The sequence below is a fragment of the Rhodopseudomonas pseudopalustris genome, from assembly GCF_900110435.1.
GTDB lineage: Bacteria > Pseudomonadota > Alphaproteobacteria > Rhizobiales > Xanthobacteraceae > Rhodopseudomonas > Rhodopseudomonas pseudopalustris.
Genome location: NZ_FODT01000003.1, coordinates 94744 through 109679, shown reverse-complemented (window position 1 = coordinate 109679; position 14936 = coordinate 94744). Strand labels below are relative to the sequence as shown.

Sequence of the window (14936 nt, the reverse complement as noted above, 5' to 3'; positions counted from 1 at the left end):
CACAATAGGCCGGTCCCGGGAGGTGCTGTATGGCGTCGGTGCAGATTCACGACGTGCGGAAATCATTTGGCGGCTTCGAAGTCCTGCATGGCGTGACGGTTCCGATCGAGGACGGGGCGTTCGTCGTGCTGGTTGGCCCATCGGGCTGTGGCAAGTCGACCCTGCTGCGGATGCTGGCAGGCTTGGAAAAAATCACCTCCGGAACGATTTCGATCGGCGACCGCGTCGTCAACGACGTGCAGCCGAAAGAGCGCGACATTGCGATGGTGTTCCAGAACTACGCGTTGTATCCGCATATGACGGTCGCGCAGAACATGGGCTTTTCGCTGAAGCTGCGCGGCGCTGATCGGAACGAGATCGACCAGAAGGTCAATCGGGCCGCCGACATTCTCGATCTGCGGAAACTGCTCGAACGCTTCCCGCGCCAGCTCTCCGGCGGCCAGCGCCAGCGCGTGGCGATGGGCCGTGCGATCGTGCGCGACCCGCAGGTGTTTCTGTTCGACGAGCCGTTGTCGAATCTCGACGCCAAGCTGCGCGTGGCGATGCGCACCGAGATCAAGGAGCTGCATCAGCGGCTGAAGACCACCACCGTCTATGTCACGCACGACCAGATCGAAGCCATGACCATGGCCGACAAGATCGTGGTGATGCAGGACGGCATCGTCGAGCAGATGGGCGCGCCGCTCGATCTATACGACAACCCGGCCAACAAATTCGTCGCCGGCTTCATCGGCTCGCCGGCGATGAATTTTCTCGATGGAACGTTGAAGGTCAATGGCGGCGAGCCCTTCGTCGAGACGGCCAATGGCGCGCGGCTGCCGATCAGCGAGGCGCCGGCGGGCAGCAATGAACGTCCGATCACCTACGGCATTCGCCCCGAGCATCTGGATTTCGCCGACAGCGGCATCGAGGCCGAGGTCGTCGTGGTCGAGCCGACCGGATCGGAAACCCAGATCGTCGCACGCGTCGGCGCTCAGGAAATCATCGCGGTGTTTCGCGAGCGCCATCAGGTGCAGCCGGGCGACGTCATTCACCTGCAGCCGCGGCCGAGCGTCGCCCATCTGTTCGACAAGGAGACCGGCCAACGCATCTGACGGCTTCGATCGAACAAATTGCTCGATCACGAACCAGGATACCAAGCAAGAAGCGATACCAAGCAAAGACAGGGAGTTAACGACCGATGACTGACTTCACATTCGATCGCCGCTCGTTGCTGAAGGGTGGCGCGCTGACTCTGGCCGCGGCGGCGACCATGTCCGCTGATCAATTGCTGGGTTATGCGAAGGCCTGGGCGCAAACCTCGCCTTGGGTGCCGGAAGCGGGCGCCAAGATCAATCTGCTGCGCTGGAAGCGCTTCGTCGAGGCCGAAGACGTGGCCTTCATGAAGATCGTCGATGCGTTCCAGAAGGCCAACAACGTCACCATCAACGTCTCCAACGAATCCTACGACGACATCCAGCCGAAGGCCTCGGTGGCCGCCAATACGGGGCAGGGTCTCGATATGGTGTGGGGGCTGTATTCGCTGCCGTTCCTGTTCCCGAGCAAGTGCACCGACGTCTCCGACGTCGCCGACCATCTCGCCAAGAAGTGCGGCGGCTGGACCGATTCCGGCAAGGCCTATGGCATGCACAACGGCAAGTGGATCGGCATTCCGGTCGCGGCGACCGGCGGCCTCGTCAACTACCGGATCAGCGCGGCGGAGAAAGCGGGCCACAAGGAGTTTCCGAAGGACCTCGCCGGCTTCTCCGATCTGATCAAGGGCCTGAACAAGAACGGCACGCCGGCCGGAATGGCGCTCGGCCACGCCTCGGGCGACGCCAACAGCTGGCTGCACTGGGCGCTGTGGGCGCATGGCGGAAGGCTGATCGACAAGGACAACAAGGTCGTCGTCAATTCACCCGAGACCGCAAAGGCGCTGGAGTACACCAAGGGTCTGTACGACAGTTTTATTCCCGGCACGGCGTCGTGGAACGACGCGTCCAACAACAAGGCGTTTCTGGCCGGCCAGCTCTATCTCACCGTCAACGGCATCTCGATTTACGTGACGGCCAAGAAGGACAACAAGGAGATGGCGGCGGACATCAACCACGCGCATCTGCCCGCCGGCGTCAGCGGCAAGACCCGCGAAATGCATCTCGGCTTTCCGATCCTGATCTACAACTTCACCAAGTTCCCGAACACCTGCAAGGCGTTCACCGCCTTCATGATGGAGCCGGAGCAGTTCAACCCCTGGGTCGAGGCGGCGCAGGGCTATCTGTCGCCGTTCCTACTCGACTACGAGAAGAATCCGATGTGGACCGCGGACCCGAAGAACACGCCGTATCGCGACGTCGGCCGCACCGCCTCGACGCCTGCCGGCGACGGCCAGATGGGCGAGAACGCCGCCGCCGCGATCGCCGACTTCGTCGTGGTCGACATGTTCGCGAACTACTGCACCGGCCGCGAAGACGTGAAGACCGCGATGAGCAGCGCCGAACGCGCGGCGAAGCGAATCTTCCGGGCGTGAGGCGATTGACGACGCGAGATTGGCGCGCGGCGCCAGCCTCCTTTCATTGCGGCCGGTAGACCGCATTGAAGCGATCAAGTTCGTCATTCCGGGATGCGCCCCTTGGGGCGCAGGCCCGGAATCCATACTCCCGGTGGTGGTTATGGATTCCGGGTTCGCGCTCCGCGCGCCCCGGAATGACGAACGGGTTGTTTGAGATCCGGCAAAATCGGTACCGAGGATGAATCAGCGCATGCCCCTTCAAGGAAGCAGCCGTCGATGAGCACCCTTCAAACAACATCGCCGGTTCCCTCGCGCGGCGGCGCGTCGGCGTGGCAGCGGCTCTCGACCAACCGCAACTGGCTGGCGCTGTGGTTCATGATGCCCGCCGCGGCGTTCCTGATCCTGTTCCTGGCCTATCCGCTGTTCCTCGGCGTGTGGATGAGCTTCACCGACGCGCGGATCGGCCGCGACGGCGTCTATGTCGGCGTCGAGAACTACGAATGGCTGTGGGACGACAGCATCTTCTGGCTGTCGGTGTTCAACACCATTCTCTACACCGCGGTCGCCAGTGCGATCAAATTCGCGGTCGGGCTGTATCTCGCGTTGCTGCTGAACCGGCACATGCCATTCAAGGCGATGATCCGCGCCGCGGTGCTGGTGCCGTTCATCGTGCCCACCGTGCTGTCGGCGATCGCGTTCTGGTGGATCTACGATTCGCAATTTTCGATCGTCTCCTGGTCGCTGATCAAGCTCGGCATGATCGATCAGAACATCAATTTCCTCGGCGACACCGCCTGGGCGCGGGCCAGCGTGATCTTCGCCAATATCTGGCGCGGCGTGCCGTTCGTCGCGATCACGCTGTTGGCCGGCCTGCAGACCGTGTCGCCGTCGCTGTATGAAGCGGCGACGCTCGACGGCGCGACCTCGTGGCAGCGCTTCCGCTACATCACCTATCCGCTGCTGACGCCGATCATCGCCGTGGTGATGACATTCTCGGTGCTGTTCACCTTCACCGATTTCCAGTTGATCTGGGCGCTGACCCGCGGCGGTCCGGTCAACGCCACGCATCTGATGGCGACGTTGTCGTATCAGCGTGGAATTCTCTCCGGCCGGCTCGGCGAGGGTGCGGCGATCGCCACTGCGATGATCCCGTTCCTGCTCGCGGCGATCGCGATCTCCTGGTTCGGAATGCAGCGCCGCAAATGGCAGCAAGGAACGGACAATGACTGAGACCACCGCATCCGATCCGCGCCTCGCGAAATCGCCGACCATGACCAAGGACGACGACAGCGAGGGCATGAGCTATCTGGAGTCGCTGCCGCGACGACTGGTGACGCTGTATCTACCCCTGTTCATCATCGTCGTGATCCTGCTGTTTCCGTTTTACTGGATGGCGCTGACCTCGATCAAGCCGGACGAGCAGCTGATCGACATGGAGACCTACAACCCGTTCTGGGTTGTGAAGCCGACGCTGAAGCACATCTCGAAGCTGCTGTTCGAGACGCAATATCCGCGCTGGCTGTGGAACACGATGTATGTCGCGGCGGCGGCGACCACGCTGTCGATCGTGGCCAGCGTGCTCGCGGCCTATGCGATCGTGCGGTTGCGATTCCGCGGCGCCGACAGCGTCGGCGGCGCGATCTTCCTCGCTTATCTGGTGCCGCCCTCGATCCTGTTCATTCCGCTGGCGTCGGTGATCCAGGCCTACGGGCTGTTCGACTCGCCGCTATCGCTGATCCTGGTGTATCCGACGCTGCTGATCCCGTTCTCGACCTGGCTGTTGATGGGCTATTTCAAGACCATCCCGTTCGAGCTCGAGGAATGCGCGCTGATCGACGGCGCCTCGCGCTGGCAGATCCTCACCAAGATCATCGTGCCGCTGGCGGTGCCCGGATTGATCTCGGCCTTCATCTTCTCGTTCACGCTGTGCTGGAACGAGTTCATCTACGCGCTGACCTTTCTGCAATCGACGCCGAACAAGACCGTGCCGGTCGCAATCGTCAACGAATTCGTCGACGGCGACATCTACAAATGGGGCTCGCTGATGGCCGGCGCGCTGGTCGGCTCACTGCCGCTGGTCATCCTCTACGCGTTCTTCGTCGAGCACTACGTCTCGGCGATGACGGGTGCGGTCAAGGAATAGCGCGGGCTGGATCTTGCGTCGAATGCCAACATTGGAAATTGTCATTCCGGGGCGCGCGCAGCGCGAACCCGGAATCCATAACCCCTGCAGGGGATATGGATTCCGGGCCTGCCACCAGTCGGCTCCGCCGCCTGGTAGCATCCCGGAATGACAGAAGAGAGGGGACGTTCCTTGCACATTCTCGTTCTTGGCGCCGCCGGCATGGTCGGGCGCAAATTGGTGGATCGATTGCTGGCCGACGGCCATCTCGGCGATCGCCAGATCACCCGCATCACATTGCACGATGTGGTCGCCGCGGCGCAGCCGCTGGATGCGACGATTCCGGTCGAGATCGTCACCAGCGATTTCGCCGACGCTGCGAGCGCCGCGCCGCTGCTGGCGCCGCGGCCGCAAGTCATCTTCCACCTCGCCGCGATCGTCTCCGGCGAAGCTGAGGCGGATTTCGACAAGGGCTATCGCATCAACCTCGATGGCACGCGGCATCTGCTGGAAGCGATCCGCGCGGTCGGCGACGGTTATCACCCGCGGCTGGTGTTCACCTCGTCGATCGCGGTGTTCGGTGCGCCGTTCCCCGAGAAGATTGGCGACGAGTTCCTGTCGACGCCCTTGACCAGCTACGGCACCCAGAAGGCGATCTGCGAACTCCTGATCGCCGACTACACCCGCCGGGGCTTTCTCGACGGCGTCGGCATTCGTCTGCCCACGATCTGCGTGCGGCCCGGCAGGCCGAACAAGGCGGCGTCCGGATTCTTCTCCGACATCATCCGCGAACCGCTGGCCGGGCAGGAGGCGGTGCTGCCGGTCTCCGACGACGTGATGCACTGGCACGCCTCGCCGCGCTCGGCGGTCGGTTTCCTGATCCACGCGGGCACGATGGACACAAAGGCGATCGGCCCGCGGCGCAATCTTTCGATGCCCGGCCTCGCCGCGACCGTCGGCGAGCAGATTGCCGCGCTGGAGCGCGTCACCGGCAAGAATGTCGTCGCGCGGATCAGGCGCGAGCCGGACCCGGTGATCATGGGCATCGTCGCCGGCTGGCCGCGCAATTTTTCGACCGACCGCGCGCGGCAGCTCGGTTTCACCACCGCCGAGAAGACCTTCGACGACATCATCCGGAATCACATCGACGACGAACTCGGCGGGAATTTCGTCGCCTGACGCGGCCGGCCGCCGGTCCGGCCACCTCGCCCGCCAGACTTTTTGCCCTACCGGCATGACCGAGGCGGGGGGTGCCTTTGGCTGACGGCCGTCCTATATTGCGGGCAAATCACTACCACCCTGTCTTGAGGAGAAACGCCATGACCGCCAGCATCGTTGGATGGGCGCATATGCCCTTCGGCAAATTCGACGCCGAGACCGTCGAGAGCATGATCGTCCGGGTCGCGAACGAGGCCATCGCGGACGCCGGTATCGCGGCGGGTGACGTCGATGAAATCGTGCTCGGTCATTTCAACGCCGGCTTCTCGCCGCAGGATTTCACCGCGGCGCTGGTGCTGCAGGCCGATCCGGCGCTGCGCTTCAAGCCCGCCACCCGCGTCGAGAATGCCTGCGCCACCGGCTCCGCCGCCGTGCATCAGGGTATCCGCGCCATCGAAGCCGGCCATGCCAAGGTGGTCCTCGTGGTCGGCGTCGAGCAGATGACCCGGACGCCGGGCCCGGAGATCGGCAAGAACCTGCTGCGCGCTTCGTATCTGCCGGAAGACGGCGAGACGCCTGCCGGCTTCGCCGGCGTGTTCGGCATCATTGCGCAGAAGTACTTTCAGAAATACGGCGACCAGTCCGACGCCCTCGCCATGATCGCCGCCAAGAATCACCACAACGGCGTGTCGAATCCCTACGCGCAGATGCGCAAGGACGTCGGCTTCGAGTTCTGTCGCGCCGAGGGCGACAAGAACCCGTTCGTCGCCGGTCCCTTGAAGCGCACCGACTGCTCGCTGGTGTCCGACGGCGCGGCGGCCCTGGTGCTGACCTCCGCCGAGAACGCCAAGACGATGGGCAAGGCCGTCAACATCCGCGCCACCGCGCACGCGCAGGACTTCCTGCCGATGTCGAAGCGCGACATCCTGCAGTTCGAAGGCTGCACGCTCGCCTGGCAGCGTGCGCTGGAGCAGGCCGGCGTCACGCTGAACGATCTGTCCTTCGTCGAGACCCATGACTGCTTCACCATCGCCGAACTGATCGAATATGAAGCGATGGGGCTGACGCCGAAGGGGCAGGGCGCGCGCGCGATCAAGGAAGGCTGGACCCTGAAGAGCGGCAAGTTGCCGATCAATCCGTCCGGCGGTCTCAAGGCCAAGGGCCATCCGATCGGCGCCACCGGCGTGTCGATGCACGTGCTGACCGCGATGCAGCTGCTCGGCCAGGCGCCGGAAGGGATGCAGATCAAGGACGCCAAGCTCGGCGGCATCTTCAACATGGGCGGCGCCGCGGTCGCCAACTACGTCTCGGTGCTCGAGCCGGCGAAGTAACGCTTGCCGGTTGGAGTCTGGCGATGAATCTGGCCGAATGGCTCGCAGCGAGCGCCCGGCTTCGGCCCGGCGCGCCCGCGCTGCTGCGTGGCGCGACGATCGAGGCCGACTACGCGACGTTTTCAGGCCGCGCGGCGGCTCTCGCCGCGGCGCTGGCGCGTGACTACAACATCGCGCCCGGCGACCGCGTCGCGCTGTTCGCGACCAACTGCACGCAGTATCTCGAAGCGCTCTACGGCATCTGGTGGGCGGGCGCGGTCGCGATTCCGATCAACGCCAAGCTGCACGGCCGCGAGGCGGCGTGGATCTGCAGCAACGCGGAGGCGAAGCTCGCCTTGATCTGCGACGACACCGCCGCCTCGCTCGGCGAGGCGGTGGACGATCTGCCGTCCGGCATGTCGACCCTGTCGCTGGACAGCGATGAGTATCACCGAGCCCGCAGTGGCGGCGGCGACAAGGTCCCGGTCGCGCGGGAGGACAACGACCTCGCCTGGCTGTTCTACACCTCGGGCACAACCGGCCGGCCGAAGGGTGTAATGCTCAGCCACGGCAATCTGATCGCGATGTCGTTGTGCTATCTCGCCGACGTCGACGCCGTGTCGCCGGACGATGCGGCGCTCTACGCCGCGCCGATTTCGCACGGCGCGGGGCTGTACAACTTCATCCACGTTCGGTTCGGCGCGCGCCATGTCGTGCCGGACTCCGGCGGCTTCGACCCCGACGAAGTCCTCGACCTCGGCAAGCAGCTCGGCAACGTTGCGATGTTCGCAGCGCCGACCATGGTGCGGCGGTTGGTCGACGCCGCCCGGCGCCGCGGCGAGCGCGGCGACGGGCTGCGCACCATCGTGTATGGCGGCGGGCCGATGTATCTGGCCGACATCCGCGATGCGATCGATGTGATGGGCCAGCGCTTCGTGCAGATCTACGGTCAGGGCGAATCGCCGATGACGATCACTTCGCTGAAGCGCGAGCGTCACGCCGACGTCGATCATCCGCGCTATCTGCAGCGGCTGGCGTCGGTCGGCGTCGCGCAAAGCGCGCTGTCGGTGCGGATCACCGGCGCCGATGGCGAAGTGCTGCCGGCCGGCGAGACCGGCGAGATCGAGGCCAAGGGCCCGACCGTGATGCTCGGCTATTGGAACAATCCCGACGCCAATGCCGAGACGCTCAAGAACGGCTGGCTCCGAACCGGCGATGTCGGTCGTCTTGACGAAGACGGCTTCCTGACGCTGTCCGATCGCTCCAAGGACGTGATCATTTCCGGCGGCACCAATATCTATCCGCGCGAGGTCGAGGAAGCGCTGCTGACGCATCCCGCGGTGCGCGAGGTGTCGGCGATCGGCGTCGCCGATCCGGAATGGGGTGAGAACGTCGTCGCCTGCGTCGTGCTCGCGGAAGGGACGGTGCCCGACGATGCCGCGCTCGACGCGCATTGCCTCAACGCGATCGCGCGCTTCAAGCGTCCGAAGCGCTACGTCTTTCTCGAAAGCCTGCCGAAGAACAATTACGGCAAGGTGCTGAAGACCGAGCTGCGCAAGATGGTGAAGTAAGCGTCCGGTCGCATGGCGCACCGACCCTCATTCTGAGGCGCGAGCGCGGCGAGCCTCGAAGGATGACTGGTGTGGCGGGCGCGTCCCGCCGTCGCCCTTCGAGGGCCGCTGCGCGGCCACCTCAGGGGACGGCTCTCTAACGCCGTGCGGACGATCTTCGATCAGATCGCGCTCGATAGACGCCCCACCAGCGCCGGCCGTTCATCGCCGTCGAGCCACAGCGCGAAGTCGTCGCCGTGCGGCGAGCGGCACGCGCGCAGCGTGACGTCGCGGCCGAAATACACCGGTCCCTTGAGCCATAGTTCGAGTTGCTGCGCCGGCGCGTCCGCATCGGCGATGTGACCGAGGCATTGCGCGACGATGCGCTGCGGATGCGCCGACGCCGCAGCAAAGCCGGTTCGTCGCGCGTAAGCGTCCAGCAGATGCAATGGATTGTAATCGCCGGTCAGCCCCGCGAAGCGCAGGCGTCGGCCGCCATCGATGGTCCATCGCGCCATCGGCGCGAGGGTCGGATCAACAACCGGGGACATCGCCGATGCGCCCTCGGCCGGGCCGCGCGAAAACAGCGGCTGGAAACGGCCGCGGTAATAGAAAGTCGTGATGCTCTCCCACGGGCAATCGTCGCCTTGCAGCAGTTGCGCGTGGATGTCGAGCTCGATGCCCTTGTCGTGCACGCGCCAGGCGATCGCCCGCACGATCAGGTCGGACGGATAGGCGACCTTGATCTCGCCGCGGCGGATCAACCGGTTGCGCAACTGCAGCGCGCGCCAGATCGGTAGCGGCCATTGCGGATGCATCAGCATCGTCATCGTCAGGCGGAATCCAGTGACGTGCGGCGCGAGCAGCAACAGCCGATCGGTGGTCGTGTCGTCGTCGCGGCCGGCGAGCCGCTGCAGCACGCCGAGCGCATCCTTGCTGATCCGGTAGTCGCGCCAGATGAAGCTGAACTCCGGAAAGCCGTGCTTTGCGTTCCAGCCCGGCGACGGCCACAACGCGCCGAGCGCCATCGTCGCCACGAACGGTGGCGCAAGGAAGGTCTTGTGGTGTGTCGTCATCTGGTGTGCTCTGGCGTCGGGATCGATCGCAGCTGTTCCGGCTTGCTCACCCAGTGGACTATCTGGGCTGCCGCGGTCAATGAGGACGCTCAACGTTTCCGCGGCGCGGAACATCGCGCGCCGCAAGTGGCGGCGCAGGGGCGCCATGCCGCGGGCCAGCTTGATCTTCGCGATCGCTCCACGCTACACGGGAGCGACGGCGCCGCCGAGAGCGCCGCTAAACGCACCAGGGAGCACACGCGGCGATGGGGCCACTCGAGGGCGTGAAGATCGTCGACATGACGTCGGTGCTGATGGGGCCCTATGCGACCCAGATGCTCGGCGACTACGGCGCCGACGTGGTCAAGATCGAGGCCCCCGAAGGAGATGTCACGCGGCAGATCGGGCCTGCGCGCCACCCCGACATGGGCCCGGTGTTCCTCAATACGAACCGCAACAAGCGCAGCATTTGCCTCGACCTCAAGCACCCCGCCGACCGTGACGCCGCGCTTCGACTGATCGCGACCGCCGATGTGCTGGTCTATAATGTACGCCCGCAGGCGATGGCGCGGCTGCGCCTCGGCTACAACGATGTCGCCGCGATCAACCCGCGGTTGATCTATGCCGGCGTATTCGGCTTCGGCCAGGATGGACCCTACGCGGCGAAGCCGGCTTATGACGATCTGATCCAGGGCGCCACCGCGCTGCCGTCGCTCAACGCTCGCGTCGGCGACGGCACGCCGCGCTACGTGCCGAACGCGCTGGTCGATCGTATTGTCGGTCTCACCGCCGTTGGAGCGATCTGCGCCAGCCTGGTGCATCGCGATCGGACCGGGCAGGGCCAGCGCGTCGATATTCCGATGTTCGAAACGATGGCGAGCTTCGTGATGGGCGATCACCTCGGCGGGCTCACTTACGAGCCGCCACTCGATCGTGGCGGCTATGCGCGGCATCTGTCGCCGGACCGGCGTCCGTACCAGACCGCAGACGGTTACATCTGCGCGATGGTCTACAACGACAAGCAATGGTTCAGTTTCCTGCGCGCGGTCGGCCGCGACGATCTGCTGGCCGACGAGCGCTACGCCAGCTTCGCCAGGCGCGCGGTGAATATCGACGTGGTCTATGCCGAGCTGGCGCGGATTTTTCAGACGCGCACCACGGCGCAATGGACCCGGCTGCTCGACGAAGCCGATGTTCCGGCGATGCGGATGCACGACCTCGAGAGCATTCTCGACGATCCGCATCTGGTCGCGACTGATTTCTTCGCTGTGGTCGAGCATCCGAGCGAAGGCGCAATCCGCGACATGAAAGTGTCGGCGACGTGGTCCGCAACCCCGGTCGAACGCCAGCGCTTCGCGCCTCGGCTCGGCGAGCAAGGCGCTGAGGTGCTGGCCGAGGCGGGCTATGCGAAGGATGAGATAGCGGCGCTGGCGGGATGCGGTGCGTTGAAGCTGCCCGCAGCGACTGGACAGAGTTGAGGCGATGAAAGCTCTTACTGATCATCGTGGAAAACCTCTCCATCGTCATTCCGGGGCGCCGCGTAGCGGCGAACCCGGAATCCATGACCACCGTCAGGGAGTATGGATTCCGGGCCCGCGCCAAGGGGCGCGTCCCGGAATGACGGACGATGGGGTGATGCTAAGCGCCGGGCGCGCTTCATGAGTTACATCTCCGGCACAGGCCTCACCCCGTTCGGCAAGATCGAAGGCTCGACCACGCTGTCGCTGATGCGCGAGGCGGCCGAGCTGGCCGTCGCCGACGCCGGGCTCGCGCGGAACGATATCGACGGGCTGCTGTGCGGCTATTCGACGACGATGCCGCATATCATGCTGGCCACGGTGTTCGCCGAGCATTTCGGCATCCAGCCGAGTTACTGCCACGCGATACAGGTCGGCGGCGCCACCGGGATGGCAATGACGATGCTGGCGCATCAGCTCGTCGAAAGCGGCGCGGCGAAGAACATCCTGGTTGTCGGCGGCGAGAACCGGCTGACCGGCCAGAGCCGCGACGCCTCCGTGCAGGCGCTGGCGCAGGTCGGCCATCCGACTTACGAAGTGCCGCTCGGGCCGACCATTCCTGCCTATTACGGCCTGGTCGCGTCGCGCTACATGCACGATCACGGCGTCACCGAAGAGGACCTCGCCGAATTTGCGGTGCTGATGCGCACACATGCGGCGACACATCCCGGGGCGCAGTTTCGCGATCCGATCAGCGTCGCCGAGGTGATGGCGTCGAAGCCGATTGCCTCGCCGCTGAAACTGCTCGATTGCTGCCCGGTGTCGGACGGCGGCGCGGCGCTGGTGATCAGCGCCGAGCCGACCACGGCGCATCGCGTCAAGGTGCGCGGCTGCGCCCAGGCGCATACTCATCAGCACGTCACCGCGATGCCGGCCGCGGGGCCATCGGGAGCGGAGCTTGCAGTGGAGCGGGCGAAAGCGGCGAGCGGTGTGGCGATCGGCGATGTCCGCTACGCCGCGGTCTATGACAGCTTCACCATCACGCTGTTGATGCTACTCGAAGACCTCGGCCTCGCCAAACGCGGCGAAGCCGCCGCGCAAGCGCGCAGTGGGAATTTCTCGCGCGCTGGCGTGATGCCCCTGAATACCCACGGCGGGCTGCTGAGCTACGGCCATTGCGGCGTCGGCGGGGCGATGGCGCATCTGGTCGAGACCCATCTGCAGATGACCGGTCGCGCCGGCGATCGTCAGGTCCGCGACGCCTCGGTAGCGCTGCTGCACGGCGACGGCGGCGTGCTGTCGTCGCATGTCAGCATGTTTCTGGAGCGGGTGCGATGAGCATGGCGGCGATGTCGGACTGGACCACGGGCGCGGAGGTCATCGTCTATCAGCGCTGCAACGCCTGCGGCGCGGCGCAGTACTTCCGCCGCGACTTCTGCGCCGCCTGCGGCGGTGGCGATCTCGCCACGCTGCGGGCGAGTGGCTCGGGTACGGTTCATGCCGCGACGCTGGTGTGCCGCGCCGCGACGGCGGAGGCGCGTGAGCACGTGCCCTTCAAGATCGTGCTGATCGACGCCGCCGAGGGTTTCCGCATGATGGCGCACGGCGCCAATGATCTCGCCATCGGCGACCCTGTGCGCGCGCGGTTTGCACACTTCACCGGTCGCCTCGTTCCGTATTTCGAAAGGACTGCCTCATGAGCCGCCTGCGCGCTGCCCTCGACCCGACATCCGTCGCCATCATCGGCGCCTCGGACAATCCCAACAAGGTCGGCGGCCGGCCGGTGCATTTCCTCGACAAATTCGGCTTCAAGGGCAAGGTCTATCCGATCAATCCGAGCCGGCCGGAAATCCAGGGCCACAAGAGCTACGCCTCGCTCGCTGATCTGCCCGAAGCGCCGGAGATGGTGATCGTCGCGGTCGCCGGCGACAACGCGATCGCCGCGGTCGAGGATTGCGCAGCCGCCGGCGTCAAGATCGCGGTGGTGATGGCGTCGGGCTTCGGCGAAGTCGATGCGGTCGAAGGCAAGGCGAAAGAACGCCGCATGGTCGCCGCCGCGCACAAGGCCGGGATGCGGATCGTCGGTCCGAACTCGCAGGGGCTGGCGAATTTCGGCACCGGCGCGATCGCGTCGTTCTCGACGATGTTCATGGACATGGATCGCGCGGAGGGGCACGTCGCGATGCTGAGCCAGTCGGGCGCGCTGTCGACCGTGCCGGTCGGCTTCCTGCGGCAGAAGGGCATTGGCGTCCGCCACACCCACGCCACCGGCAACGATGCCGATATCACCGTCGGCGAGCTCGCCTGCGCGGTCGCCGAGGACCCGGAAGTCAGGCTGATGCTGCTCTATCTCGAGAGCATTCCGGACAAGAAGTATCTCGAAGAACTGGCGTCGATCGCGCTGGATCGCGATCTGCCGATCATCGCGCTGAAATCGGGCCGCACCGAAGCCGGAAAGCAGGCGGCGCAATCGCACACCGGCGCGCTCGCGAATGAAGACCGCGTCGTCGATGCGTTCTTCGAACATCACGGCATCTGGCGCGCGCCGGACATGCGCGGATTGGTCGAAGCGACCGAGCTGTATCTCAAGGGCTGGAAGCCGCAGGGGCGGCGGCTGGTGGCGATCAGCAATTCCGGCGCGGTCTGCGTGCTGACCGCCGACGCCGCGACCAGCGTCGGAATGCCGATGGCGAAGCTCGCGCCACAGACCGACGCCAAGCTGAAGGGCATTCTGCCGAGCTTCGCCACCACCACCAACCCGATCGACCTCACCGCGGCGTTGCTGTCGAACAGCGCGCTGTTCGGCGACATCCTGCCGGTCATCGCCGAAGACCCCGCCGCCGACGCGTTCCTGATCGGTGTGCCGGTCGCCGGGCCCGGCTACGACGTCGAGGCGTTTTCGCGCGACGCCGCGGCGTTCGGCAAGCAGACCGGCAAGCCGCTGGTGGTGGCGGCGACGCAGCCGAGCGTGGCGCAGGCGTTCGCGGCCAACGGCACCTCGGTTTTCCCGACCGAAGTCGAGGCGGTGACGGCGCTGCACCAGTTCCTCGCGCATCGCGAGCTGATGGCCACGGCCCGCGAGCGACGCCGGACACACAATGCGAGCGAAGCGCCGGTCGCAACGCGCTCCAGCGCGCTGATGCTCAATGAGGCCGATAGCCTGGCGCTGCTGGCGTCGCGCGGCATCCCCGTCGTGCCGCATCGGCTGTGCCTGTCGCGCAACGAGGCGGTCGCGGCATTCACGATGATCGGCGGCCCCGTGGTGGTGAAGGGCTGTTCGGCCGATATCGCGCACAAATCCGAACTCGGCCTGGTCCGGCTCGGCGTGACTTCGGCAGATGCGACCGGCGACATCTTCACCGAGATGGAGCAGATCATCGCCAGGAATGGCTCATGCTTCGACGGTGTGATCGTCGCGGCGATGGCCGGCGGGCGGCGCGAGATGATGATCGGCGCGCATCGCGATCCGGTGTTCGGTCCGGTGGTGGTGGTCGGCGACGGCGGCAAATATGTCGAGATTTTCCGCGATACCAAGCTGCTGCTGCCGCCGTTCAGCGCCGACGACGTCCGCGAGGCGTTGCGGACGCTGCGGGTCGCGCCGCTGTTCGCCGGGGTGCGCGGCGAGGAACCGATGGATCTCGACGCGCTCACCGACGCCGTGGTCAAGATCGGGGAGCTGATGCGCGATCCCGCTGCGCGCGTGGTCAGCCTCGACCTCAACCCGGTGATGCTCGGCAGCGCCGGCAAGGGTTGCGTGGTCGTCGACGCCGTGGTGTTTCACGGCGCCTGACGGGAT

General features: G+C 65.5%; 12 protein-coding genes. 11 read left to right on the top strand and 1 reads right to left on the bottom strand.

Annotation, left to right across the window (positions count from 1 at the left end; all coding sequences use genetic code 11):
• The first annotated feature begins 29 nt into the window (after positions 1-29).
• The 7 genes from BMY71_RS06795 (at position 30) to BMY71_RS06765 (ending at position 8649) form a co-directional block, all read left to right on the top strand.
• A complete protein-coding gene (locus BMY71_RS06795; RefSeq protein ID WP_011503714.1) occupies positions 30-1094 on the top strand; it encodes an ABC transporter ATP-binding protein in 1065 nt (354 codons plus the stop codon).
• An 86-nt stretch (positions 1095-1180) separates the two neighbouring features.
• Entirely contained in the window at positions 1181-2506 is a 1326-nt protein-coding gene (locus BMY71_RS06790; protein WP_092682636.1) for an ABC transporter substrate-binding protein, read from the top strand.
• A 258-nt stretch (positions 2507-2764) separates the two neighbouring features.
• Complete coding sequence (locus BMY71_RS06785) at positions 2765-3718, top strand: carbohydrate ABC transporter permease (protein ID WP_092682634.1); 954 nt, start codon at positions 2765-2767, stop codon at positions 3716-3718.
• Positions 3711-4631, top strand: coding sequence for a carbohydrate ABC transporter permease (locus BMY71_RS06780; protein ID WP_011503711.1), 921 nt, complete (start codon positions 3711-3713; stop codon positions 4629-4631). Before BMY71_RS06785 ends, BMY71_RS06780 begins: the two co-directional genes overlap by 8 nt.
• 171 nt (positions 4632-4802) lie before the next feature.
• On the top strand, positions 4803-5789 hold the full coding sequence (gene denD / locus BMY71_RS06775) for a D-erythronate dehydrogenase (protein ID WP_092682632.1): 987 nt from the start codon (positions 4803-4805) through the stop codon (positions 5787-5789).
• Positions 5790-5929: 140 nt separating this feature from the next.
• Positions 5930-7099 (top strand): acetyl-CoA acetyltransferase, encoded by a 1170-nt coding sequence (locus tag BMY71_RS06770; RefSeq protein ID WP_092682630.1) that lies wholly within the window; start codon positions 5930-5932, stop codon positions 7097-7099.
• Between the two features lie 23 nt (positions 7100-7122).
• On the top strand, positions 7123-8649 hold the full coding sequence (locus tag BMY71_RS06765; RefSeq protein WP_092682628.1) for a class I adenylate-forming enzyme family protein: 1527 nt from the start codon (positions 7123-7125) through the stop codon (positions 8647-8649).
• Between the two features lie 161 nt (positions 8650-8810).
• On the opposite strand, the gene BMY71_RS06760 is transcribed toward BMY71_RS06765, so the two are convergent.
• On the bottom strand, positions 8811-9704 hold the full coding sequence (locus BMY71_RS06760; protein WP_092682626.1) for a hotdog family protein: 894 nt from the start codon (positions 9702-9704) through the stop codon (positions 8811-8813).
• Positions 9705-9949: 245 nt separating this feature from the next.
• Here BMY71_RS06760 and BMY71_RS06750 point away from each other — a divergent pair, with 245 nt between their 5' ends.
• From BMY71_RS06750 to BMY71_RS06735, 4 genes are all read left to right on the top strand, one after another.
• On the top strand, positions 9950-11161 hold the full coding sequence (locus tag BMY71_RS06750; RefSeq protein WP_092682624.1) for a CaiB/BaiF CoA transferase family protein: 1212 nt from the start codon (positions 9950-9952) through the stop codon (positions 11159-11161).
• A 180-nt stretch (positions 11162-11341) separates the two neighbouring features.
• A complete protein-coding gene (locus BMY71_RS06745) occupies positions 11342-12478 on the top strand; it encodes a thiolase family protein (protein ID WP_092682622.1) in 1137 nt (378 codons plus the stop codon).
• The gene (locus BMY71_RS06740) at positions 12475-12840 is read left to right on the top strand and encodes a Zn-ribbon domain-containing OB-fold protein (RefSeq protein ID WP_092682620.1); all 366 of its coding nucleotides are present in this window, start codon (positions 12475-12477) and stop codon (positions 12838-12840) included. The genes BMY71_RS06745 and BMY71_RS06740 overlap by 4 nt, the downstream gene beginning before the upstream one ends.
• On the top strand, positions 12837-14930 hold the full coding sequence (locus BMY71_RS06735) for an acetate--CoA ligase family protein (protein ID WP_092682618.1): 2094 nt from the start codon (positions 12837-12839) through the stop codon (positions 14928-14930). Before BMY71_RS06740 ends, BMY71_RS06735 begins: the two co-directional genes overlap by 4 nt.
• Positions 14931-14936 lie beyond the last annotated feature (6 nt).